Below are 23,506 nucleotides of genomic sequence, written 5' to 3'. Positions count from 1 at the left end.
ATCGAACCGGTGCGATTCTATCCCCTTAACGCACCGAGTCAACATCACTGCAGATTCGCTATGACAATCAACGTCTGCCATGAGTGAACGACAGAACGACGAGAGTTTGACGGTGCTTCCAAGGCGCGACGACCCCTCCGACGAGGGCCACGGCGCGGCGGCGCAGCGGGCCGCGGGCGGGGGGCCCGGCGCTGCCAGGCCGGGCGTCGTGTACCTCGTCGGTGCGGGCCCGGGCGACCCGGGGCTCTTCACGCTGCGCGGCGCCGAGCTCCTCGCCACGGCCGACGTCGTGCTGCACGACGAGCTGGTCCACCTGGCGCTGCTGGACGGCGTGCGGGAGGGCGCCGAGGTGCGCTCGGTCGGCAAGCGCGGCGGCGACCGGGTCGTGAAGGACGCGAAGCAGGCGGAGATCGACGCGGAGCTCGTCGCGCTCGGGCTCGCGGGCCGCAGCGTCGTCCGCCTGAAGGGCGGCGATCCGTTCCTCTTCGGGCGCGGCTCGGAGGAAGCGGAGGCGCTCGCGCGGGCCGGGGTGCCGTTCGAGGTGGTGCCGGGCGTCTGCTCTCCGCTCGGCGCGACGGCCTACGCCGGCATCTCGCTGACGCACCGGCACATCGCCTCCAGCGTGATGATCGTCAGCGGCGTCACCCGGGCGGGCAAGGGGTTCGACTGGAGCGAGCTCGCCTCGGTCCGCGGGACCATCTGCGTCCTGATGGGCATGCAGGCCCTCGACGCGGTGGTCGCGGGGCTGATGGGGCCGGGTCGCCGCGATCCCGCGACGCCGGCGGCGGCGATCCAGTGGGGCACGCGGGCCGACCAGCGCGTCGTCTCGAGCCGCCTCGACGAGCTGCCCCGCCGCGCCCGGGAGGCGGGGCTCCAGAGCCCCGCGGTCATCGTCGTCGGCGCCGTCACCGGCCTCAGGGACGCGCTGCGCTGGTTCGACCGGAAGCCGCTGTTCGGCAAGCGCGTGCTCGTGACCCGGCCGCGGCACCAGGCGCGCTCGACCTCGCGGCTCATCCGCCTCCGCGGCGGCGAGGCGGTGGAGCTCGCGACCATCGAGATCCACCCGCCGCCCGACCCGGCGCGCGTCACCGCGGCGGTCCGCGGGCTCTCCGGGTACCACGCCGTCGTGTTCACGAGCGAGAACGGGGTCTCGCGCTTCTTCGAGGAGCTGGATCGGCTCGGCCTGGACGCGCGCGCCTTCGGCTCGGCCCGCCTCGCCGCGATCGGGGTCGGGACGGCCGCTGCGCTCGCCGCGCGCGGCGTCCGCGCCGACATCATCCCGAAGGAGTTCCGCGGCGAGGAGCTCGCGGAGGCCATCCTCGCCGACCCCGCGCTGGCCGAGCGCAGGGCGGCGCGCTCCCCGGTCCGCGTCCTGCTCGCGCGCGCGCTCGTCGCCCGCGAGGTGCTCCCCGAACGGCTCCGCGCCGCCGGCTGCGAGGTGGACGTCGTGCCCGTCTACGAGACCCGCCCCGCCTCGAGCGATCGCCGCGAGCAGCTGCTCCGGGCGCTCTCGGCGGGCGAGATCGACGTCGTGCTGCTCACGTCGAGCAGCACCGTCGACAGCCTGTGCGATCTCCTCGGAGAGGGCGCCGCGGCGCGCCTCGACCGCGTGCTCCTGGCGAGCATCGGCCCGATCACGACCGCCACCGCCGAGAAGCGGGGGCTCCGGGTCGGCGTGACCGCCGAGGTGAGCACCACAGCAGGTCTCCTGGACGCGCTGGATCGATATTTCGCTGCGTTGCAAGCTGCACCGACGAGCGCCGCCGACTGAGGAGCTGCTCGCACGGCGTGCGGCGAGCTCCTCGGTCGGCGGCGCAAAGAAAGAGCGTCGCAGCGGACCTGGGGGGGGAAGGTCTCCGCCGCGACGCTCGGGCCCGGAGAGAGCAGGAGGCGTGCCTGCGCCTTCCCGCAGTGAATTCGAGCACTTAGGGCGTCCGCGCAGGACCTCCCTTGCGCTCTTGCGCTACCGCACGGACATAGCTGCAAGGGATTTCCCGACGTCCAGGCGCTGTCGTGATCCACGACCGCACGCCTCGGATCCGAGCAGGCGTACACCCTCACATCCGGACAGCGGTGGTGCGATAAAGGCCTTCCGTCGCCGTCCGGTCACTCGAAGGTCGCTCGGACGACGAGGAACTTGTTGTTGAGCTCGATGGACGTGAGCCGCTCGAAGATGCGGGGGTTGCCGAGCTCGTTCGACAGGGAGTTGATGCGCCCGTGCTCGGTGACGAAGTAGAAGGTCTTCACGCCCTTCTTCTTCTGCTCGTTGATGTAGTCCTGAAACTTCTTCCCGCTCGAGACGAAGGCGGCCAGCTTGTTGCCGGCGTAGAAGTTCTCGCCCTTCCAGTTCATCTGGTAGGCGACGAGCGGCCCTGGGATCTCGTGGCTCGCGCGCGCGTAGGCGAGCAAGGTCTCGCGCTGCCCCCAGTGGGGCGACGTCCGCACGAAGTACACGTCGAGCCCCCAAGCCGTGAACGCGATCGCGAGCGAGGCGAGCGCATAGAGGGCGAGGCGGCGAAAGCGCGCGACCACCAGCAGCAAGCACAGGAGGGCCGCCCCGGCGGTGAAGGCCCACAGGGTCGCGGAGAAGTCGAGCGACTGCGGCCAGGGTCGTTTGTAGTTGTACGTGAACAGGTGCAGCAGCCTCGCCTGGCTCGGCTGCCCCTCGCGCGCCATCGCGAGATCGCGCCCGACGAGGAAGACGAGGAGCGCGGCGCCGATCGCGACGGCGCCGAGCATCGCGCGCTCGTAGGCGACCGTCGCGAGCGCGCGCGAAGGCGGCGCCGGCGCGGAGGCCGCGCCCGAGCCGAGCGCGCCCGCGCGGGCCTCCAGGCGCAGCATGTCGTCGAGCAGGATCCCCGTGAGCATCGCCGCCGGCGGGACGGCCGGCAGGATGTAGTGGTGGAACTTCGTCAGCATCAGCGAGAAGAGCGCGAAGCCGAAGAGGAACCACATCGCCAGGAACACCGAGGCGTCGCTCCTTCGGACCTCGGCCGAGCCGGGCTCGTCCGGGGCTCCCCCCTCGCGCCGCCGGAGCCACCACACGAGCGAGGCGGGCACGAGCCCCGTCCACGGGAACATCGCGTAGCCGAGCTGCCACACGTAGTAGCGGAAGCTCACGTCGTCGCCCTCGTTCGTGTCGTGCACGTGGGTGAAGGCGCGCTTGAACATGTCGTGGAACAGGAGCCTGTCGGTGAACGGCTGGCCGTGCCGCGCGTACATGGCGACGAACCAGGGGAGCGCGACGCACGCGAGCACGAGCAGCCCGACGGGGATCTCCATCTTGAGCAGGTCGCGGTAGCGGCGCGAGACGACGACGTAACCGAGGGCGCAGAGCACCGGGAGCCCGAAGCCGGCGGGCCCCTTGGCCATCGTGGAGAGGGCGGCGAAGAACCACGCGGCGAGGAAGAGGAGCCGCTGGACGCGCCGCTCGCCCCAGCAGGCGTACAGGACGATCCCGAGCGTCTGCGCCCAGATGATCGCCTGGAGCGCCGGCTGCAGCCCGGGGAGCACGGGCAGCACCGACCGGCAGGCCTCGTTGCCGGGGAGCCCGCAGTTGCCCGGGGAGCCGGAGCTGAAGACGTCGCCGTGGAGGCGCAGGCCGAAGGGCGCCGCGTGGATCTCGACGTGGCGTGACAGCAGGTAGAGGACCTGCGGCAGCGCGCAGGCGACGATCGCCCCGAGCACGAGGTGGTAGAGCGAGAGGCCCACCTTGAGCGCGCCGAGATCGACCTCGTAGACGCGCGCCTCCTCCGCGTCGTCGGTGTGGATGCCGAGCAGGAGGAGCGCCATCGCTGCGGCCATGGTCGCGACGAAGGGCATGTCGGTCATGGTCTGGTGGGAGACCATGAACCACTGCGGCATGGTGGTGAGGACGACGCCCGCGAGCAGCCCCGCGCGGCGGCTGAAGATCCGCGAGACGGCCTTGTAGAGGAGGTAAACGGCGACGAGCGTCAGCGCGAAGATGGGCAGCCGGACCGCCCACTCGGGCCACGGCGTGCGTCCCTCGGCCACGGCCGAGAGCATCTCTCCCGACCGGTAGCGGACGCCGAAGGCCGCCATGGCGAGCGCCTGCATCCAGAAGTCGAGCACCGGCTTCGACCAGAACCAGCCGTCCTGCGCCCACCAGAGGGAGATCCAGTCGTTCCTGGCCAGGATCTCGCGCGCGACCTCGCCGTAGTGCGTCTCCCACGGGTCGGTGAGCGCGTGGCTCCCGAGCATGGGGAGGTAGAGCAGCGTGACGAGGGCGACGAGCCAGAAGCCGTGCCGCCGGAGGAGGGGGCGCGGCGCGCCGGTCTCGTCGAGGCGGCAGGGGCCGAGGCGCTCGCCGACCCGGAACGCGCCGACCACGGCCGTGAGGAACGCGGCGGGGACGGCGACGGCGGGCACCGCCAGCGAGAGCAGCGTGGGCGCGCCGCCCCCCGAGAGGGAGCTCGGCGAGAGGTAGCCCGCCACGGCGAGCGTGACGAGGACGAAGAACGCGGCGAGCCCGGACCCGAGCAGGGCGAGCGGGCCGAGCAGGTCCCGCATCCCGACGCGCGCGGCGACGTGCTCCGGCGGGTCGTCGAACGTGCCGAGCAGGTCGAGCAGGCCGAGCGTCGCGACGGCGACCCCGAGCGCGCCGAGCGGGACGCCCCAGCGAAGCTGAGGCGCGAGCGCCATCACGACGAACGCGAGCAGGGCGCCCGCGGCGGACACGGCGGCGCCGCGCCAGCGGAGCGGGTTGCCCTGCGGCACGAGGCGCACCTCGTCGGTGTCGGGCGCGGCGTCGTCCGCACCGGCCGCGCCGTCGCGCGCCGCCGCCTCGTCCGCACCGGCCGCGCCGTCGCGCGCTGCCGCCTCGTCCGCGCCGGCCGCGCCGTCGCGCGCTGCCGCCTCGTCCTCCGCGGGGGTGCGTGGCTCCGCGGCGCCGGAGCCGTCCACGCCGCCCTCGGTCGTCTCGTCCGCCGCGGTCGTCCCGTCGCGGGCGTCCGCGGGCGCGCCGCTGCTCTTGTCGTGCGTGTCGTTCATGGCTGCGCCGAACGCGGAACGCGGCGCGGCCCTGACGTAGCAACTCTGCGTCGCCGGGCAAAGCAGCGGTCGCGCTCGCTCGCGCAGCGCACGCCGCTCGATCGACGCATGCGCGCGCCGGCGTTGCTCGAGGTCTGCACGGGCTCAACCCGAGAGCGGCCGCTCATGAGGATACGCCGCCCCGGATCGCACACCGCGCCGGGACAGCCGGCACGGCGCGATGACCGCGGCCGCGCGACGGCCGCGGCGCGCTACTTCGTCAGGCGCGCGATCTCTTCCTTGATGATCGTCTCGGCCAGGACCGGCACGACCTCCCAGACGACGCGCTCCACGACGTCGCGGGACAGCGCCATCACGGCCTCGACCTGCTCGGAGGTGAGCCCGAGGCCCTCGAGCTTGCTCGCCATCTGGCCGTTCACCTGCGCGGAGGCGGTCGCCGCGACCGCCGCAGGACCGGACGCCGTCTTCGGCACGCCGGACACCGGCGTCGGCGAGAAGGCCATCGTCGTCGTGACCGGCACGTTCGCCGCGCCGCCGGGCGCCGTCTTGACCGAGGCCTGGGCCGGCGCAGCGGTGGTGGCGGCGGGCGCGTTCGGCGTGTAGATGAGCGTCTTCGCGCGCTGGAGCGGGCTCGCGCCCGCGGCGGCAGGTTGCGCCGCGGCGGGCTGCGCTGCGGCGGCGGGCTGCGCTGCGGCGGGAGCCCGCGCGGGCGCGGGCGTCGCAGCAGCGGGAGCCGCGGCGGCGGGCTTCGCCTCGCCGCGCGACGCCAGCAGCTTCTTGACCTTGTCGATCATCTGCTGCGTGTCGAACGGCTTGTCCATGTGGTCGTCGGCTTGCGCGCTCGATCCCTTCGCGGGATCGAACGGGTTCTGCTTGGACGACAGGATCAGGACGGGCGTCGCCGGTGAGGCCTGCTTGATCGCCTTGCACAGCTCGTAGCCGTTCTTCGGCTCGAGCGTGACGTCGGCGATCACCAGGTCGGGTTTATCGCTCTTGAGCTTCTGCAGCGCAGCGTCGGCGCTGCTCGCCGTCACGACGCGGAAATCCTGACCCGCAAAGGTGATTTCGAGCACTTTGCGCATGGTCACGCTGTCGTCTACGGCGAGAAGGGTGCTGGCCACGAACGGGTCTCCTCTCAGATGGCGAGAAAGCGATGACGGCTCTGGATATCTTCGGCTCCGGTCGCGCGATGTGTCAACATTCGCGGTGTATTTCGCCCCCGCGGGCCCCGCGGATGTGCGTTTTCCGCGCCGGTAGAGCCCGGTCCCACGCCGGTGGGCGGAGCCGAGGCGCCCCCCCACGAGCCCTCATGCGCCCGCGCCGCCCCGCCGCCCCGCCCCCTCACCCCCCCCAACACGCCGCCGACCCGATCGACGAAGGCCCGACCGCCTCGGTGCGCCCCCCGCAGGACGGCCGCTGGACCGTGCCGGCCGCGCTCGACCGGCGGCCGCTCGACGGGGCCGTCCGGGCGCTTTCGTCGGTCTCGTGGTCCGACGCGCGCCGGCTGATCGAGACCGGCAAGGTGCTCGTCGGGAGCGCGGTGGCGACGAGCGCCCGGCGGCGGGTGCTCAGCGGGGAGCTGATCGAGGTCCGCCTGCACGCGCCGCGGCCCGAGACGGTGCGGCGGCGCAAGCTCGAGGGCGAGCTCGTGGTCTACGCGGACGCGAGCGTCGTGGTGGTGAACAAGCCCGCCGGGGTGAGCACCATCCCCTACGGCGACGAGGACCCCGCGGAGCAGGCTGCGACGCTCGACGCGCTGGTGCGGGAGGTGCTGGCCCGGCGCGACCGCCTGCGCGGGCGGGCGCCGCTCGGCGTGGTGCAGCGCCTCGACAAGGGGACGAGCGGGCTGCTCGTCTTCGCGCGGACGCTCGCCGCGAAGAAGCACCTCGCCCAGCAGCTCCGCGTCCGCGCGATGCACCGGCAGTACCTGGCGCTCGCGCACGGCGCCGTCGCGCGCGGCACCTACCGCAGCTACCTCGTCGAGGATCGGGGCGACGGGCTGCGCGGCTCGGCCAGAGGAGGCCGGCGCGAGGGGCAGCTCGCGGTGACGCACGTCGAGCCGATCGAGGCGCTCCGCGGGCCCGAGGAGGCCGCCGGCGCCGCGGGCGCGACGCTGGTCGCCTGCCGCCTCGAGACGGGGCGCACGCACCAGATCCGCATCCACCTCGCCGAGGCCGGGCACCCGCTCGTCGGCGAGGCGGTCTACGTGCGGGACTACCGCGGGCCGAAGATCCCCGCCCCGCGGCTGATGCTCCACGCCGTCGAGCTCGGCTTCGACCACCCTGCCGACGGCCGGCCGATGCGCTTCCAGGCGCCGCCGCCCGCCGACTTCGACGAGGTGCTCGAGCGGCTCCGCGAGCCGCGCCGGAAGGACGCTACCTGACCTTGCCGCGCGCCTCGCTCATCGCCGCGGCGGTCGCGTCGACGAGCGGCATCACCTTCGCGTAGTCCATCCGCGTCGGGCCGAGCACGCCCACGGTGCCGGCGACGCGCCCGTTCTCCATGTACGGCGCGGCGACGAGGCTGAGCTGGCCGCCGCCGAGGTCGCCCGCCTCGCTGCCCACGAAGACGGTGACCTCGCCCGCGCCGGCGGCGAGGGTGCGATCGAGCAGATCGACGAGCTCCTCGCGCTCCTCGAGCGCCTTCATCAGCTTCCTGAGCCGGTCGACGTCGGCGTACTCGGGCAGATCGATCAGGCGGTTCTGCCCCTCGATGACCACCTCGCTCCGCCGCGTCACGTCGGCCGTCGCCTTGCTGCCGAGCTCGAAGGCGCGGCGCCTCAGCGCGTCGATCTGGAGGCGCTCGTCGGCGAGGCGGCGGGCGAAGAGGTCCCGGATCTCGCCCAGCGTGCGCCCCTCGATGACGTCGGCGAGCAGGTTGTGGATCCGGGTGAGCTCCCCTTCGCTGATCGCCTCGTCGATCGAGATGAAGCGGTTCTCGACCGAGCCGTCGGCGAAGACGAGCACCGCGAGCAGCTGCCCGGGCTTCGTCGGGATGAAGCGCAGCTGCCCGAGGGCGCGGATCTCCGCCCGCGGCGCCGCGACGACCGCCGCGGCGCCCGACAGCTCCGACAGGTAGCGCCCCGTCTCGCGGAGCGGGTCGCTCGCCACGGCGTAGATCTCGGCGAACCTGGCGCTGAGCTCGGCCTGCTGCGCGGGGGAGAGCGACCGGAGCTCGACGAGCGCGTCGATGAACAGCCGGAGCGCGCGGTCGGTCGGGATCCTGCCCGCGGAGGTGTGCGGCTGGTGGAGGTAGCCGGCCTCCTCGAGGTCCGCGAGCACGTTGCGGATCGAGGCAGCCGAGAGATCCAGCCCGTACTTGCGCGCGAGCGTCCTGCTGCCTACGGGGTCGCCCGTCGCGATGAACTCGGTGACCGCGGCGAAAAGGATCTTTCGAGCGCGATTGGAAACATCTCCCATGTCAACTGCAGGCGGCGCGTGCGCGCCGCTGTGGCCACCTGGACCAGGGACCGCCCGGACCGGGAAGCCATGCGGGCCGGACCTTCGCTCCCATACGTCAAGACGCGCATGCGGGCGCTGGGCCCACGGATGCGCATGAGAGCTATTTTGAGGCGATCGCGCGGCCCGGTCAAATGGCGCGGTAGGATGGGCGCCGCCGCCGCGCCCGAGGGTTCGGCATAGCCGCTGGTCCCTGGCCTTCCTCCTTCTTCACTTCTTCAGCTCCAGCGGGCACCTCGCCGCGCCGGAGGCCGTCCCCGCCAACGATGCCGTCCGTACGCCACGCCGCCACCGCCGCCGCCCTCGCCCTCGCCCTCGGCCCGCTCGCCGCCGCGCCGAGCGCCGAGGGCAAGCCGAAGGTGCGGTTCCACCAGGACTGGGCCAAGCAGCCGTCGGCGCGCTACGCGGCCATGAGCGCGGAGCAATGCCGCGCGGCGCTCGCGCGGCGGAAGATCGCGTTCGAGCCGGTGGCGCGCGCGCCGGGCGTGCTCGCGCCGGTGCGGCTGACGCAGGGGGTCGGCGGGGTCCTCTACCGGACGGCGCTGCCGGCTCACCGGCGCGCGGACAACCCGAACGACGTCTTCGACTGCCGCCTCGCGCTCGCGCTCTCGGACTTCAGCCGGATCCTGCGCGTGCACGACGTCGTCGAGGTGCTGATGTACTCGGCCTGGCGGCCTCCGTCGAGGATGTGGCCCGAGGGCAAGCTGGGCACGAGGCACCCGGGCGGGCTCGCCATCGATGCTTACAGGTTCGTCAAGGAGCGCGCCGGCGACGGGTTCGCGGAGGAGTGGCTCGACGTCGAGCGCGACTTCGTCGGCAAGCGCGGCGCGCCGGTGTGCGGCGAGGGCGCCAAGGCGACCGGGCGGCCCAGGGCGGCCGGCGGGGGCGCGAGCGGCGGCCCGCCCGCGGACGCGGCGGCGCGCGAGCTGCGCTCGATCGTGTGCGAGGCCGCGGATCAGCACATCTTCACGTCGATCCTCACGCCCAACTACGACCGGGCGCACAAAAACCACCTGCATCTGGAGGTGACCCCCGGCGTCCAATGGCATCTCGTGCGCTGATCCGGGAGGGGCGGCCCTCCCGGGCGCAAACCCGCTCTCGCCCCGAGGTCGACCCGCTATGTTACCCCGCGTGCCCGCACGAAGCTCCCCGCGCCCCCGCGCGTCCGCCGCCTCGGCGGCGCTGACGCTCGCCGCCCTCGCGCTGTCGTTCACGTTCGTCGGCTGCCCCTGCGTCAGCGGCCCCGTGAACGCGAGCCCCGGCCTCCGCTGGTTTCTGTTCTCGAACTTCGGCGCCAGCAAGATCTGCCCCGAGATGCTGAAGAGCGGGGTCTCGCTGCGCCTCCAGGACCGATCGTCGAGCATCGGGCGGTTCTTCCCGATGCAGTGCTCGTACGACGTCAACGACTCCGCCCAGACGGTCACCGTGCACATCGCCGGCACGGGGTACGGCTACATGCAGCCGGCCAAGCGGGTGGGCTTCTCCCTCACCACCTCCGTCGAGTACCGGCCCGACTTCCAGATCGCGGGCGACGACGTCTACGTGTGGGGGCGGCTGAACCGGATCGTGCAAGGCCCGAGCTTCCAGCTCGGCTACGTCGAGAACCCCGTCATCGACGTGATGGCGAACGTCGCGCCGTTCGGCGGGATCGCCAACCTGATCGGCAATCAGCTCGTCGCGGGCGAGATGACCCGCGGGTTCACCGTCCTCTACAACGAGGAGACGGGGAAGGACTTCACGCTGGGGATCCTCATGCCGCCGCAGCGGCCGCACCACCCGTTCGAGGTGGAGGACGACGAGCGGTACACGTTCGCGAACGAGGTCGTCGAGGTGCAGGCGCACCAGCGCGACTACCTCGGGCCGTTCGAGGTCGCCGACGCGGACCAGGCGCTCTACCTCAAGGTGAGCGTGCAGGGCGCGCCGGTGGACATCATGATCGTCGACAAGCTGACGGGCGACGCGTGGCGCGAGGCCTACCAGACCGGCAAGCCGCTCGGCCCCCCGCCCGGCCCGGTGCAGGCGGGCGGCCCGCTCCAGCCCGGGATCGTCGAGACGCGCCGCTACAAGCTGCGCCCGGGCCTCTACTACGTCGTCATCGACAACACGGCCGCGGCCGGGCTCGTCGCGCCGCCCGTCACGCTGCTGAGCCCCCTGGGAGGCTCGGCCGCGCAGGTCAGCTACATGGCGCAGGTCGGCGAGTAACGCGGCAAGGAACGCGGCAAGGAACGCGGCAAGGAACGCGCGCGTAGCGACGGGGACACGGCCGCAACGGGCGGGTCGCGTCGAGCGGGCGCGGTCGCCGGCCTTGACGCGGTTCGCCGCGAACGGGATAAACTCGTCATGGCCGTCGTTGCGAGAGAGGGGGACAACGTGACCCACGTCGACAAAGTTGCCCTCGACCGGCTGCGGGCTCGCCTCCAGGCGTACATGGCCAAGAAGGGGCTGAGGTCGACGGCGCAGCGCCGGCTGATCGTCGACACGTTCTTCTCGGGCGCGCCGCACATGACCATCGAGGACCTGCTCACGGAAGTGCGCGCGCACGACCGCGGCATCGGGTACGCGACCGTGTACCGGACGCTCAAGCTGCTCGCGGAGTGCGGCGTGGCCTCCGAGCGCCGCTTCGGCGACGGCCTCAGCCGTTACGAGCTGGCCGACGACGCCAGCGCGCACCACGACCACCTCATCTGCGTGAGCTGCGGCAAGATCATCGAGTTCGAGGAGCCGCGCATCGAGGCGCTCCAGGAAGAGATCGCCGCGAAGTACGGCTTCGAGGTGACCTGGCACAAGCACGAGATGTACGGCGTCTGCCTGGACTGCCGCGATTCCAAGGACGCGGCGTCCGGCATCTCGTAGCCCGCGGCGCGGCGCCGCCGGCCGCGCCGCGCTCAGCTCTTCGCGTCGAGCGCGCGGGCGTGGACGACGGCCATGACGCCGCCGAGCAGCGAGGCGATGGGGGCGTAGGCCGGCGGGAGCACGAACGCGGAGATCACCGCGGCGCCGACGAGCGCCGGGGCAACGCTCAGCGCGAGCCCGACGCGCGCCTCGAGGCGCGTGCGGTGCGCGAGCGCGAGGGAGAGCGCGGCGTCGCGGACGTCGTCCGAGGCGAGGACGACGGAGAAGTCGGCGGGCGCAGCGCCGGCCGCGCCGAGCGCCACGGAGACGTCCGCGGCGCCGAGCGCGGCGTCGTCGACGCCCGCGTGGCCGAGGACGGCGACGCTCGTGCCCGCGTCGATCAGGCGCCGCACCTCGGCGCCGCGATCCGCGGGGAGCACCTCGGGGCGGATGTGGTCGATGTCGAGCGAGCGGCCGATCGCCTCGCACGTCTCGCGCGCGTCGCCCGACATCAGCACGGGCTCGACCTGCGCGTCGAGCAGGTGCTGGATGGCGGCCCGCGCCCCGGGGCGCAGCCCGTCCTGCAGGCCGATGAGGCCGACGAGTCGCGCGCCCACCGCGACGAGGACCACGGTGCGCCCCAGCGCCTCGAGCTCGGCGACGCGGCTCTCGGCCGCGGCGATCGAGATCCGCTGCTCGAGCATGAGCGCGCGGTTGCCGACGCAGAGATCCTCGCCGGACGAGGTGACGGCCGTCACGCCGAGGCCCGGGTGGAAGTTGGGGTTGCGCACCCCGTCGGGCCGCAGGCCGCGGACGCGGGCGGCGCGCACGATCGCCGTGGCGACCGGGTGCTCCTCGGTGCGCTCGGCCCCGGCGGCGAGCGCGAGCACGTCGCTCGGCGTGAGCTTCTGGCCGGTCGCCTCCAGCTCCGCGAGCTCGGGCTCGCCGAGCAGCAGCGTGCCGCGGGCGCAGAACACGGCGACCGAGACCTTGCCCGCGCGATCCCAGGCGTCGGCGCTCTTGTAGACGATGCCCCGGCGGAGCCCGAGCAGGATGCCCCGAGCGACGTGCACCGAGGCGATGGAGGCCGTGATCGCCGTGGCCAGCGCGGCGAGCACGGCGGCCGCGGTCATCGCGATCTCGACGGGCGTCCTGCCGGCGACGAAGGCGGAGAGCGCGCCGATCACCGCGGCGCCGATCGCCCAGCGCTCGGTCAAGGCGCGGGAGGCCTGCGCGATGGGCGCGAGGGCGTCCGCGCGCCGGCGGACGTCGAGCAGCACCCGCGCGACCGCGCGATCGCCGCCGGAGAAGGTGCACGCGCCGACGAGGCGGCCCCGGACCACGGTGGCCCCGGCGACGACGGGGTCGCCGTCGCGGCGGCGGGCCGGCGTGGTCGCGCCGATCCAGGGGAGCACCTCGACGTCGCCGCCCGTGACCACGAGATCGACGGGGACGACGTCCCCCGCGTCGACCTGGGCGCTCTCGCCCGGCCGCAGCTCGTAGAGCTCGCCCTCGGCCGCGCCGTCATCGCCGCGCGGCACGGCTCGGTCGGCGGGCGCCGGGCTCGGCGCCCACGCGACGTGCGGCCGGCGCGCCGGCGTGGAGAGCACGGACGCGATCCAGGCCCGCTCCGCGAACACGCGGTGGCGGGCGCTCTCGATGAGCCACGCGCTGATCGCGCTGGCGGTGGCGATGACGCCCGCGAGCGAGGCGGCCTCGGCCGCCAGCGCGCGATCCTCGCCGAAGAGGGCCCAGACCGCGGCCACGAGCCCGCCGAGGACGGGGGCGAGCATCGGCGCCGGGTGCGGGTCCGTGGCGTCGCGCGCGGTCGTGGCGGCGCGGCCGAGGAGCATCCCCGCGCTCACCGTGGCGAGCACGATGCGCGCGCCGATGACGAGCTTCGCGTCGCCGGCGAGGGTGAGCGCGACCGCGAGCGTCCCCGCGATGATCGCGAGCACGAGCAGGAGCGCGCCGATGTCCCGCGCCTCGACCGCCTCGTAGCGCTGCGGCTCCTCGCTCAGGATGGTGTTCCCGATGGGCTCGAGCAGCGCGCGGTCGTCGTCGAGGACGGGCAGATCCGGGAGCCTCTCGTCGAGCGACACGGGCGGGAACGCGTCGACGATCGGCGCGTCGAGATCGGCGAGGCGCGCGGCGCCGTCGTCCGCGCCCGCCCGCGCGGGCTCGGCGCGCGGCGCCGAGGCGTGCGGCCCTGCGGCCACCGGCGGCGCGGCCGGCGAGATCCCGCGGGCCGGGGCGCCGAGCAGCGGCGCGCCGTGCGCGGCGGGGCCAGACGGCCGGGCGTCGCCCGGCGCCGGCGAGGCCTCGCCGAGGAAGACGTGGCGGCACCGGGCGTTGCAGAAGTAATGGAAGCGCTGATCGAAGATCGCGACGTGCCCTGCGCGGAGCGGATCGATCAGCTTGCTGCAGCCCGAGCACGGGAGGGGCGCGACGGCGGGCCCGGCTGCGCGCGAGGCGGCCACCTCAACCCGCAGCCGGCGTCTCGGCGAGCGCGGCCTCGACCTCGGCCAGGGCCTCGTCGATCTGAGCCTCGCTCACGATGAGGGGCGGCGTGAACCGGAGCACGTTGCTGCCCGCGATCGTGAGCAGCACGCCCCGGTCGCGCGCGCGGCCGAGCGCGGCGCGCGCGTCGACGCCCGGCGCGAGGATGAGCCCGCGGAGCAGGCCGCGCCCGCGCTCGCCGGCGCACACGCCCGGCAGCCGCGCGGCGATCGCGGCGAGGCCGCGGCCGAGCTGCTCGCCGCGCTTCAGGGCGGCCTCGCAGAGCTTCTCTTCCTCGATGACCGCGAGCACCGTGCGCGCCGTGGCGGAGGCGAGCGCGTTGCCGCCGTAGGTCGAGCCGTGCGAGCCCGGGGGCAGCGCGCCGTTGAGCCGCTCCCGCAGCACCAGCGCGCCGATCGGAAAGCCGCCGCCGAGCCCCTTCGCGAGCGCCGCCGCGTCGCCCTGGACGCCGTCGACCGTCGCCCCGAGCCAGTGCCCCGTGCGCCCGATGCCGGTCTGCACCTCGTCGAGGAGCAGCAGGGCGCCGTGCTCGTCCGCGATGCGCCGCAGCTCGGCGAGGAACCCGGCAGGGGCCGGCAGGACGCCGCCCTCCCCCTGCACCGGCTCCACGAGGATCCCCGCGACGTCCGGGCCCATGGCGGCGCGCACCGCGGCCGCGTCCCCGTAGGGCACGTGGGTGACGCCCGCGAGCGAGGGGCCGAAGCCCTCGCGGTACTTCGGCGTCCCGGTCAGGGCGACCGCGCCCAGGGTGCGGCCGTGGAACGCGTTTTCGAACGCGATGATCCGGTAGCGCTCGGTCTCGCCGCGGTTGAAGAAGTGGCGGCGCGCGAGCTTGAGCATCGCCTCGTTCGCCTCTGTGCCCGAGTTGCAGAAGAAGGCGCGGTCGAAGCCGGTCTTCGCGCAGAGCTCCTCGGCGAGGCGGAGGTTCTCCGCGTTGAAGAAATAGTTGGAGACGTGCATGAGGCGGCCCGCCTGCTCGGCGATGGTCGCCACGAGCCGCGGGTGAGCATGCCCGAGCGAGGCCACCGCCACCCCCGCGCACATGTCGAGATACCTGCGCCCATCCGTGTCGAAGAGCTCGCAGCCCCGGCCGCGGTCGAGGACGAACGCGGGCTGGCGGTAGTTGCCGAGGAGGTGCTTCTGCGCCGCGAGGAGCGGCGAGCTGGCGGGCGTCGAGGCGTTCGCCGGGGCTGGTGCGCCGGCGGGGCTGGGGGCGATGCTCATGGGGGGCGATCTAACGCCGGGCAGGGGGTCGGAGCAAACGGTGGATGCACGGCCGACCGCGGATCGCTGAGAGCCGGGCAAAACGCGCGTCCGGAGCGACCGCCCGCGAGCGTCCGAGGCAGGTCTGCGCCCGCGGCCGTTCCCGGAGCGCCCCGGGCCGGTCCCGAAGCGCCTGCGGCCGGTCTCGGCGAGGCGCGGCGCGCTGCTGACGAGGCGCGCCGGCGCTCGCCCGCCGCGGACCGACCTTCGGCCTGGCGATTGCCAGCGGATCGCGGCTGGTTATAGTGCCGGCCGTCCTATGAGCGATTCGGAACAAAATGGGTCGAGCCAGAACACCGGGGAGACGGCGGAGGCGCAGGCGGAACGCGCAGCGCCCGCGGAGCAGCGAGCCCCCACCCCCGAAGAAAAGCTCGGCGAGGCGCAGGCCGAGGCCGCGCGGGTGCGCGAGCAGCTGCTGCGCACCGCCGCCGATTTCGACAACTTCCGGAAGCGCTCCCGGCGCGAGGCCGAAGAGGCGCAGCGCCGCGGGCGCGAGTCGATCCTGAAGGACCTGCTCCCGGTCTTCGACAACCTCGAGCGCGCCGCCACCCACGCGGAGAGCGCGCCCGACGTGAAGTCGGTCGCCGAGGGCGTGCGCATCGTGGCCAAGCAGTTCGTCGACACGCTCGATCGCATGGGCATCAAGCGCATCGCCGCCGTCGGCAAGCCCTTCGATCCCAGCGTGCACGAGGCCATCCAGCAGATCGAGTCGACCGAGCACCCGGCCGGCGTCGTCATCGCGGAGGTCCAGCCGGGATACATGCTGGGCGATTACCTGATCCGCGCGGCGATGGTCGTCGTCTCGAAGGGCTCGCCCGGCGAGGCCGCCCCCGCGGCGAGCTGAGCTTCCCGCTGCGCAGCGCGCCGGCTCCCTCCGGCGCACACCGCCTGCCTCGTGCGCATCATGGCGGTGGCCCGCTCCGTGATCTGCTGTGCCCCGCCACCTCGCCGCACGATCTCCCCAAATATCGCGGGCGCCACGGTCGTCTCCCCACCCAGCGAGCATCCAGGCCTGTAGTATCTTTCGCCGCATATGGGGAAGGTGATCGGCATCGATCTCGGGACGACGAACTCGTGCGTGGCGGTCGTCGAAGGGGCAGGGGTCGCCTCGGCCAACGACGTGCGGGTGATCCCGAACGCCGAAGGCGCGCGCACGACCCCCTCCGTGGTCGGCTTTCCCGCGAGCGGTGAGCGCCTGGTCGGGCAGGTGGCGCGGCGCCAGGCGGTCACGAACCCGCAGAACACCATCTACGCGGTGAAGCGGCTGATGGGCCGCAAGTTCAGCGCGCCCGAGGTCAGCAAGCAGATCCTGCTCGCCCCCTACAAGATCGCCGAGGCGCCGAACAGCGACGCCTGGGTCGAGGTCAAGGGGCGCAGCTACTCGCCCCCCGAGATCTCGGCGATGATCCTCGGCCAGATGAAGCAGGTCGCCGAGCGGTTCCTCGGCGAGCCGGTGACCGAAGCGGTGGTGACCGTCCCGGCCTACTTCGACGACGCGCAGCGGCAGGCGACCAAGGACGCGGGGCGGATCGCCGGGCTCGAGGTGCGCCGGATCATCAACGAGCCGACCGCCGCCGCGCTCGCCTACGGCCTCGACAAGGTGAAGGCCGAGACGATCGCGGTCTACGACCTCGGCGGCGGGACGTTCGACATCTCGATCCTCGAGATCGCGAGCGGGGTCTTCAGCGTCAAGTCGACCGGCGGCGACACGCACCTCGGCGGCGAGGATTTCGACCAGCGGATCATCGACCTGCTCGCCGACGAGTTCGAGGCCAAGCACGGGATCGATCTGCGCCGCGACCGCATGGCGCTGCAGCGGCTCAAGGAGGCGGCGGAGAAGGCGAAGCACGAGCTCTCGTCGTCGCTCGAGACCGAGATCAACATCCCCTTCATCGCCGTCGGCCCGGGCGGCGGGCCGCTCCACCTCGAGCGGTCGATGCGGCGCAACGAGCTCGAGATGCTCTGCGAGAGCCTCATCCGGCGGACCATCGACGTCTGCCGGGCGACGCTCGGGGACGCCAAGCTCCCCGTCTCCGCCGTCAACACGGTGGTCCTCGTCGGCGGCATGACGCGGATGCCCGCCGTGCAGGCGGCGGTGCGCGAGTTCTTCGGCCGGGAGCCGAACAAGGGCGTGAACCCCGACGAGGTCGTCGCGGTCGGGGCGGCGCTGCAGGGCGCCGCGCTCTCGGGGCACGTCGACGAGGTGCTGCTCCTCGACGTGACGCCGCTGTCGCTCGGCGTCGAGACCGGCGGCGGCGTGATGTTCAAGCTCATCCCGCGGAACACCACGATCCCGACCGAGCGGAGCGAGATCTTCACGACGAGCGTCGACAACCAGAGCTTCGTCCCCGTGCACGTGCTCCAGGGCGAGCGCGAGATGGCCGCCGACTGCCGGAGCCTCGCCCGCTTCGAGCTCACCGGCATCCCGCCCGCGCCCCGCGGGCTGCCCAAGATCCAGGTCACCTTCCGCATCGACGAGAACGGGATCGTCCGCGTCGAGGCGCGCGATCTCGGGACGGGGAGGGTGCAGGAGATCCGGGTGACCCCGACGAGCGGCCTCACGCCGGACGAGGTCGACCGGCTCGTCTCGGAGGGCGAGCGGTTCAAGCAGACCGACTCGCTCCGGCGCGAGCTCGCCGAGCTCCGCAACCAGGCCGAGACCCTCGTCTACACGACCGAGCAGGCCCTCGACGGCTACAGCGATCTGCTCGACGCCGAGCTCCTCGGCGAGGTCCAGGCCGAGTGCTCCGCGCTGCGCAAGCTGCTCGACGGCGGCGGCGATCTCGACGCGCTCCGGGCGGCGTACGCGCGCCTCGAGGGGGCGGCGTTCCGGATCGCGGAGTCGATGTATGGAGGGGACGATGACGCCGGCGCGAACAAGGCGGTCGAGACGTGACGCGCGGCCGGGCGGCGGGGCCGGTGAGGCGCTGCCGGCGCGCGCGCCGAGCCGAGGCCGTCCCCTCCGGAGCGCCGCGCGCGCTCTAGACGCAAGGCTGCGCGGGGCTTCGACGCGACGATGCTGAACGAGACCTTCGGACGCTATCGCTTGCTCGAGCGCCTCGGCGAAGGCGGCATGGCCGAGGTCTTCAAGGCCAAGAGCTTCGGCGTCGAGGGGTTCGAGAAGGTCCTCGTCATCAAGCGCATCCTCCCCAAGCTTGCCGAGCAGGGGCGCTTCGTCGACATGTTCGTGCACGAGGCGAAGCTCGCCGTCCGCCTCTCGCACGCGAACATCGTGCAGGTGTTCGACCTCGGCCGCGTCGACCACCCGAACGGCGATCCGACCAGCTACTTCATCGCGATGGAGTACGTCCCCGGGCTCGACCTGGCGACGCTGCTCGCCCGCTGCCGGAGGTCGAAGCGGCCGATCCCCCTCGCCATGGCCGTCTTCATGACCGCCGAGATCGCGAAGGCGCTCGACCACGCCCACAGGCGCCGCGACGAGCAGTCGCGCCCCCTCGGCATCGTCCACCGCGACATCTCGCCCCAGAACATCCTGCTCTCCTGGGAGGGAGAGGTGAAGGTCACCGACTTCGGCATCGCCAAGGCGACGCAGTCGATGACCGAGGAGGAGGTCGGCGAGAAGCGCGCCGGCAGGATCCGCGGGAAGCTCGCGTACATGAGCCCCGAGCAGTCGCGCGCCGGCGCCATCGACGGCAGGAGCGACCTCTTCTCGCTCGGGACGGTGCTCTACGAGATGATCGCCGGCTCGAACCCGTTCGCGGCGCCGACGGCGTTCGAGGTCATGCGGCGGCTGCAGGCGAGCGAGTACCCGCCGCTCGCGCTCGTGCGCCCCGACGTGCCGAGGCCGCTCGTCGACATCGTGAGCACGATGCTCGCGAAGAACGTCGAGGATCGGTTCCCCGACGCCGGGCGGCTGCACGAGGCCCTCCTCGGCTTCTTCTACGCGACCGGCGAGCGGTTCGGGGCGAACGACCTCGCCGAGTTCCTCGAGCCGTTCCACGAGGAGAAGGCGGGCGCCGAGCTCGAGGCGAGCGCCGCGCTCGAGGAGGAGCCGCTCGGGGCCAACGACCGCACGCCGGTCGAGGTGCCGCACACGACGAGCACGCGCAGCCGCATCACGGCGTCGGGGCTCCTCCAGCTGCTCGAGAAGGCCGACAGCAGCCCGGCCGCGCGCGGGCTCGGCGAGCGGCGCGAGGTCACGGCGCTCGTGCTCATCTTCACCGGGTCCGAGGACGACGCGGCGAAGCGCATCGCGCGGGCCCGCGAGGTGCTGGCGCGCTACGGCGCGCTGCTGCTCGAGCAGGAGGCGCCGCAGCTCGTCGCCGTCTTCGGGCTCGGCGACGCCGACGGCCGCGACACCGAGGCCGCGGTGCGCGCCGCCCTCGTGATCCTGCGCTCGCGCGGCGGGGGCGCGGCGGTCTCGGCCGGCATCCACCTCGCCCGCATCCTCGTCGACGGCGCCGGCGCCCCGATCCGCGACGAGCGCCTCACCTCGCTCATCGCCTCGGCCCAGGCGCTCGCCCGCGCGACCGAGTCCCAGGTCGCCGTGTCACACCTCACCTGGCGCGTCCTCCGCAACGCCTTCACGACCGAGGAGCTGCCCGGCGCGGGCCGGACCGCGCCCGAGGGGGGGCGCGTGGTCACCTCGGCGGAGCCCCCGGACGGCGCGTACGGCCGCTTCGTCGGCCGCCGCGACGAGCTCAAGCAGCTCGGCGACATCCTCGCCGCCGCCACGAGGAAGCGCGCGCAGATCGCGGTCATCCAGGGCGAGCGCGGCATCGGCAAGACGCGGCTGCTCGCCGAGATGGAGCGGCGGCTCTCGAAGGGCGACTACAACGTCGGCGTCTACGTCGCGTCGTGCCCGCACAACGGCGCCGACGTGCCGTGGAGCGGCCTCACCGCGATGCTGCAGGTGCTCTGCGGCATCCAGGAGGGCGACGACGAGGAGCGCATCCGCGCCGTGCTGCCGCGGCTGCGGGCGCTCGGCCTGCGCGAGGACGAGTCCGCGGCCGTGCTCGGCCAGCTCGGCGCGGCGCTCGTCGACCCGCGGGCGCCGCAGGGGACGACCGCGATCCTGCGCGCGGCCTTCCCGCGGATGGTCCAGAGCCTCTGCGAGGATCGGCTCCACTGCTTCGCCTGGGACGACGCGCAGGCGATGGACCAGCTCACCGCCGAGACCCTCCTCGCCACGGCCGGCCGCGCCGGCGGGCTCCGCGCCGTGCTGATCCTGGCGACGCGCAGCGACCCGCCGCCGCTGCTCGAGGCGCACCCCCACTTCTACCGGATCCGGGTCGGGGAGCTCTCGGACAGCGACAGCGCGCGCCTCATGTCGGCGCGCATCGGCGCGACGTTCCTGCCGCCCGACGTGGTCGCCTTCTGCCGCGAGCGCGCCGGCGGCCACCCGCTCTTCCTCGAGGAGCTCATCAAGGAGCTCGGCGACTCCGGCGCGCTCACCGTCGTGAGCGGCGCGGTGAAGGCCCGGCTCGACGGCGCGTCGGCGGTGCCGCGCTCGCTGCGCACGCTCATCGCCACGCGGGTGCGGCGGCTCGACCCGAGCGACCGCGCCGTGCTCCAGGCCGCGGCGATCCTCGGCGATCCGGTGCCGACCGAGGTCCTCGCGGCGCTGCTCCAGCAGAAGCTCTCGCTCGTGAACCGCGCGATCTCCGGGCTCGCGACCCGCGATCTCCTGCGGCTCAAGGGCCCCGCGCAGGCGGGCTTCGCGTCGCCCATGCACGGCGAGATCGTCCTCGACGCCATCCCGCCGGAGCTCCGCCGGGAGCTGCACGCCGCGGCCGCGGCGGCGTACCTCGCGGTCGTCGGCGAGGACAGCGCCGAGCACGCCGAGCGCATCGGGCAGCACTTCTACCAGGCCGGCGACCGCGACCGGGCCGCGACGTTCTACGCGCGGGCGGCGCTCCACAAGATCCGCGCGAGCCAGCTCGACCCCGCGCTCCGGCTCATCTTCCAGGCGCTCGACCTCGGCGATCACGCCCACCGCTCGCCGGCGGAGCTCTGCGCGTGGCTCCGCGCGCTCGCCGACGTCGTGGTGCGCGTGCGCTCCGCGCCCGATCTCGGCGACGTCGCGGCCCGCGCGCTCCGGCGCATCGACGACGCCGGCGCCCCGGAGCAGAAGCTCTCGGCGCGCGTCGACGTGGCGCGCGCGCTCGGCGCGGTGGACCTCTTCGCCGACGCGTACGCGCGGCTGGAGGAGGCGTACGCCCTCGCCGGCGACCGCGAGGACCTCCGCCGGAAGGCGCTCGCGTGCGAGACGGAGATCGGCGTGAGGACGGGCGATTTCACCCGCGCGGTCCGCGCGGTCGAGCAGCTCGAGGCGATGGGCGACATCGACGACGAGCGGCTCTTGCTCGCGATCTCTCAGACGCGCGCGGCGACGGGCGACATCGAGGCGGCGCTCCGCGCGCTCGACCGGGCGGAGGCGCTCGGCCACACGGGCGATCTCGCGGCGGCGAGCGAGCGCGAGAAGCAGCGCGTCCTCGTGCACGTCTTCCTCCGCGACTTCGCCGCCGCGGCGGAGACCTCGGCGCGCGCCGTCGATCTCGCCCGGTCGGCGGGCCTGCGCTTCGAGACCGCCGCCGCGCTGCACAACCTCGGCGACGCGAGCCGGCGGCTCGGCGATCTGCCGCGCGCGTACGCGTCGCTCACCGAGTCGAGGGAGCTCGCCGAGGAGAGCGGCCACGAGCGCCTCGTCGCGATCAACCGCGCGCACCTCGCCTACCTCGACGGCCTGAACGGCGCGGCCACCGCCGGCGATCTCTTGCGCGAGCTCGCGGGCTACGCCGAAGCGCGCTCGTACCGGACGGACGCCCTGGAGAGCCGGTACCTGCTCGGCGCGCTCCTGAAGCAGCGGGGCCAGGTCGAGGAGGCGCGGCGCGAGCTCGCGGAGGTGCTCGAGCTCGCCTCCGCCTACGGCAACAAGCTCGTCGCCGACGACGCGCGCGCCGCGCTGTCCGAGCTCTGATCGCCCCGCGGCGCGGCCTCCGCCGCGGCGATGGCGCGCGCCGCGGCGATGGCGCGCGCCGCGCGGCTCACTCGTCGGCGAGCTTCTTCTCGAGCGCCTCGAGGTGGGCGCGGACCTGCGGATCGGAGTCCCGCTGCGCCTCGATCTTGCGGACGGCGCTCATCACGGTCGTGTGATCGCGGTTGCCGAAGGCCCGCCCGATCTCCGGGAAGCTGCACTTCAGCCGCTGCTTGCAGAGGTACATCGCGACGTGGCGCGCGAAGGCGACGCTCTTGTGGCGGTCCTTCGACGTGAGGTCGATCGAGCGCAGGTGGAAGTGGTGGCACACCGCGCGCTGGATGTCCTCGACGCTCATCATCTGCGCCCGCGGCGGCGACGTGGCCGTGATCTCGGCGCGCGCGAACGGCAGGTCCACGGGGCGGCCCGTGAGCGAGCTCTTGGCCGCCAGCCGGATCAGCGTCCCCTCGAGCTCGCGGACGTTGGAGCGGACCATCTGCGCGAGGTAGAGCGCCACGTCGTCGGTGAGCGCGATGCCCTCGAGCGCCGCCTTGTTCCGGACGATCGCGACGCGCGTCTCCAGCTCCGGCACCTGGATGTCGGCGACGAGCCCCCAGGAGAACCGCGAGACGAGACGCTCTTCCATGCGCTCGAGGTTCTGGGGGTACTTGTCGCTCGTCACCACGATCTGCCGGTCGAGCGTGTGGAGCGCGTTGAACGTGTGGAAGAACTCCTCCTGCGTCTGCTCGCGCCCGGCCAGGAACTGGATGTCGTCGACCAGCAGCACGTCGCAGCTCGACCGGTACCGCGCGCGGAACTCGTCCATCCTGTGGTGCTGGATGGCCGTGATGAAGTCGTTCGTGAACTTCTCGGCCGAGACGTAGATGATGCGCGCCTCCGGCCTGCCCTCGAAGACGCGGTGCGCGATCGCGTGCATGAGGTGCGTCTTGCCGAGCCCCGTGCCGCCGCAGATGAAGAGCGGGTTGTACCGGCGGCCCCCGCCACCCGCCGCCGCGATCGCGGCCGCGTGCGCCAGCTGGTTCGACGGGCCCACGACGAAGCTCGCGAAGGTGTGCTTCGGGTTGAGGTCGTCGGGCATCGACGGGACGCGCCGGAGCGACGGCTCGGGGCGGGGCGCCGGCGCCGGCGCCGCGCTCGTCGGGCGCACCACGAGCGCCCGCGGACGCACCGGGGTGAGCTCCACGCGCTGGGCGATCGGCGAGTCGAGGTTCTGATCGATCGTCCACGCCACCTGGACCGACCAGCCGGTGAGCTCTCGGATCTTGTCCGTCAGCGCCGGCAGGAAGTTGTCCCTGACCCACTCGAGGACGAACTCGTTCTGGACACGCAGCGTGAGGACGCCGTCGGTCAGATCATCGAACTGAACTCCCCCAAACCACTGGTCGAAGGTCGCGGGGGAAAGCGTCCGCGTATGCTCGATCGCCCGATCGAAGACTTCGCGCGGCTCGTGTTTCGGAATCGTCAT

At 73.4% G+C, this 23,506-nt stretch carries 14 protein-coding genes; 8 read left to right on the top strand and 6 right to left on the bottom strand.

The window, feature by feature from the left end:
• The first annotated feature begins 79 nt into the window (after positions 1-79).
• Entirely contained in the window at positions 80-1,771 is a 1,692-nt protein-coding gene (gene cobA / locus NQZ70_RS00070) for a uroporphyrinogen-III C-methyltransferase (protein WP_237244883.1), read from the top strand.
• A gap of 335 nt (positions 1,772-2,106) precedes the next feature.
• On the opposite strand, the gene NQZ70_RS00065 is transcribed toward cobA, so the two are convergent.
• Together NQZ70_RS00065 and NQZ70_RS00060 are read right to left on the bottom strand one after the other, a co-directional pair.
• A complete protein-coding gene (locus NQZ70_RS00065) occupies positions 2,107-5,010 on the bottom strand; it encodes a glycosyltransferase family 39 protein (protein ID WP_129572380.1) in 2,904 nt (967 codons plus the stop codon).
• 251 nt (positions 5,011-5,261) lie between these two features.
• Entirely contained in the window at positions 5,262-6,131 is an 870-nt protein-coding gene (locus NQZ70_RS00060) for a response regulator transcription factor (protein ID WP_129572379.1), read from the bottom strand.
• A gap of 188 nt (positions 6,132-6,319) precedes the next feature.
• Here NQZ70_RS00060 and NQZ70_RS00055 point away from each other — a divergent pair, with 188 nt between their 5' ends.
• The gene (locus NQZ70_RS00055) at positions 6,320-7,393 is read left to right on the top strand and encodes an RluA family pseudouridine synthase (protein ID WP_272827438.1); all 1,074 of its coding nucleotides are present in this window, start codon (positions 6,320-6,322) and stop codon (positions 7,391-7,393) included.
• Here the strand turns inward: NQZ70_RS00055 and hrcA are convergent.
• Positions 7,386-8,429, bottom strand: coding sequence for a heat-inducible transcriptional repressor HrcA (hrcA, locus tag NQZ70_RS00050; protein ID WP_129572378.1), 1,044 nt, complete (start codon positions 8,427-8,429; stop codon positions 7,386-7,388). The genes NQZ70_RS00055 and hrcA overlap by 8 nt on opposite strands.
• Before the next feature lie 305 nt (positions 8,430-8,734).
• Here hrcA and NQZ70_RS00045 point away from each other — a divergent pair, with 305 nt between their 5' ends.
• The 3 genes from NQZ70_RS00045 (at position 8,735) to NQZ70_RS00035 (ending at position 11,321) form a co-directional block, all read left to right on the top strand.
• Positions 8,735-9,529, top strand: a complete 795-nt coding sequence (locus NQZ70_RS00045) for an extensin family protein (protein WP_129572377.1) — start codon at positions 8,735-8,737, stop codon at positions 9,527-9,529.
• Between the two features lie 70 nt (positions 9,530-9,599).
• Entirely contained in the window at positions 9,600-10,670 is a 1,071-nt protein-coding gene (locus NQZ70_RS00040; RefSeq protein ID WP_237244881.1) for a hypothetical protein, read from the top strand.
• Between the two features lie 138 nt (positions 10,671-10,808).
• A complete protein-coding gene (locus tag NQZ70_RS00035) occupies positions 10,809-11,321 on the top strand; it encodes a Fur family transcriptional regulator (RefSeq protein WP_020464720.1) in 513 nt (170 codons plus the stop codon).
• 32 nt (positions 11,322-11,353) lie between these two features.
• On the opposite strand, the gene NQZ70_RS00030 is transcribed toward NQZ70_RS00035, so the two are convergent.
• Together NQZ70_RS00030 and NQZ70_RS00025 are read right to left on the bottom strand one after the other, a co-directional pair.
• On the bottom strand, positions 11,354-13,780 hold the full coding sequence (locus tag NQZ70_RS00030) for an HAD-IC family P-type ATPase (protein WP_129572375.1): 2,427 nt from the start codon (positions 13,778-13,780) through the stop codon (positions 11,354-11,356).
• A gap of 1 nt (position 13,781) precedes the next feature.
• Entirely contained in the window at positions 13,782-15,044 is a 1,263-nt protein-coding gene (locus tag NQZ70_RS00025; RefSeq protein ID WP_129572374.1) for an aspartate aminotransferase family protein, read from the bottom strand.
• 298 nt (positions 15,045-15,342) lie between these two features.
• Here NQZ70_RS00025 and grpE point away from each other — a divergent pair, with 298 nt between their 5' ends.
• The 3 genes from grpE to NQZ70_RS00010 all read left to right on the top strand — a co-directional run bounded on the left by grpE (position 15,343) and on the right by NQZ70_RS00010 (position 22,023).
• Complete coding sequence (gene grpE, locus NQZ70_RS00020; RefSeq protein WP_129572373.1) at positions 15,343-15,927, top strand: nucleotide exchange factor GrpE; 585 nt, start codon at positions 15,343-15,345, stop codon at positions 15,925-15,927.
• A 189-nt stretch (positions 15,928-16,116) separates the two neighbouring features.
• A complete protein-coding gene (dnaK, locus tag NQZ70_RS00015) occupies positions 16,117-17,979 on the top strand; it encodes a molecular chaperone DnaK (RefSeq protein ID WP_129572372.1) in 1,863 nt (620 codons plus the stop codon).
• Between the two features lie 120 nt (positions 17,980-18,099).
• Positions 18,100-22,023 (top strand): serine/threonine-protein kinase PknK, encoded by a 3,924-nt coding sequence (locus tag NQZ70_RS00010; protein WP_129572371.1) that lies wholly within the window; start codon positions 18,100-18,102, stop codon positions 22,021-22,023.
• A gap of 67 nt (positions 22,024-22,090) precedes the next feature.
• Here the strand turns inward: NQZ70_RS00010 and dnaA are convergent, their stop codons facing one another.
• A complete protein-coding gene (gene dnaA / locus NQZ70_RS00005) occupies positions 22,091-23,506 on the bottom strand; it encodes a chromosomal replication initiator protein DnaA (RefSeq protein WP_020464715.1) in 1,416 nt (471 codons plus the stop codon).

It is taken from the genome of Sorangium sp. So ce836, assembly GCF_028553905.1.
Lineage (GTDB): Bacteria > Myxococcota_A > Polyangia > Polyangiales > Polyangiaceae > Sorangium > Sorangium cellulosum_D.
Note: the sequence above shows the minus strand (reverse complement) of the source record. Positions and strands in the feature narration are given on the sequence as shown.

Bases quoted from the DNA above. Each gene is read 5' to 3' on its own strand.
- cobA (WP_237244883.1), top strand. From the start codon at position 80: ATGAGTGAACGACAGAACGACGAGAGTTTGACGGTGCTTCCAAGGCGC.
- NQZ70_RS00065 (WP_129572380.1), bottom strand. From the start codon at position 5,010: ATGAACGACACGCACGACAAGAGCAGCGGCGCGCCCGCGGACGCCCGC.
- NQZ70_RS00055 (WP_272827438.1), top strand. From the start codon at position 6,320: ATGCGCCCGCGCCGCCCCGCCGCCCCGCCCCCTCACCCCCCCCAACAC.
- hrcA (WP_129572378.1), bottom strand. From the start codon at position 8,429: ATGGGAGATGTTTCCAATCGCGCTCGAAAGATCCTTTTCGCCGCGGTC.
- NQZ70_RS00045 (WP_129572377.1), top strand. From the start codon at position 8,735: ATGCCGTCCGTACGCCACGCCGCCACCGCCGCCGCCCTCGCCCTCGCC.
- NQZ70_RS00035 (WP_020464720.1), top strand. From the start codon at position 10,809: ATGGCCGTCGTTGCGAGAGAGGGGGACAACGTGACCCACGTCGACAAA.
- NQZ70_RS00025 (WP_129572374.1), bottom strand. From the start codon at position 15,044: ATGAGCATCGCCCCCAGCCCCGCCGGCGCACCAGCCCCGGCGAACGCC.
- grpE (WP_129572373.1), top strand. From the start codon at position 15,343: ATGAGCGATTCGGAACAAAATGGGTCGAGCCAGAACACCGGGGAGACG.
- dnaK (WP_129572372.1), top strand. From the start codon at position 16,117: ATGGGGAAGGTGATCGGCATCGATCTCGGGACGACGAACTCGTGCGTG.
- NQZ70_RS00010 (WP_129572371.1), top strand. From the start codon at position 18,100: ATGCTGAACGAGACCTTCGGACGCTATCGCTTGCTCGAGCGCCTCGGC.
- dnaA (WP_020464715.1), bottom strand. From the start codon at position 23,506: ATGACGATTCCGAAACACGAGCCGCGCGAAGTCTTCGATCGGGCGATC.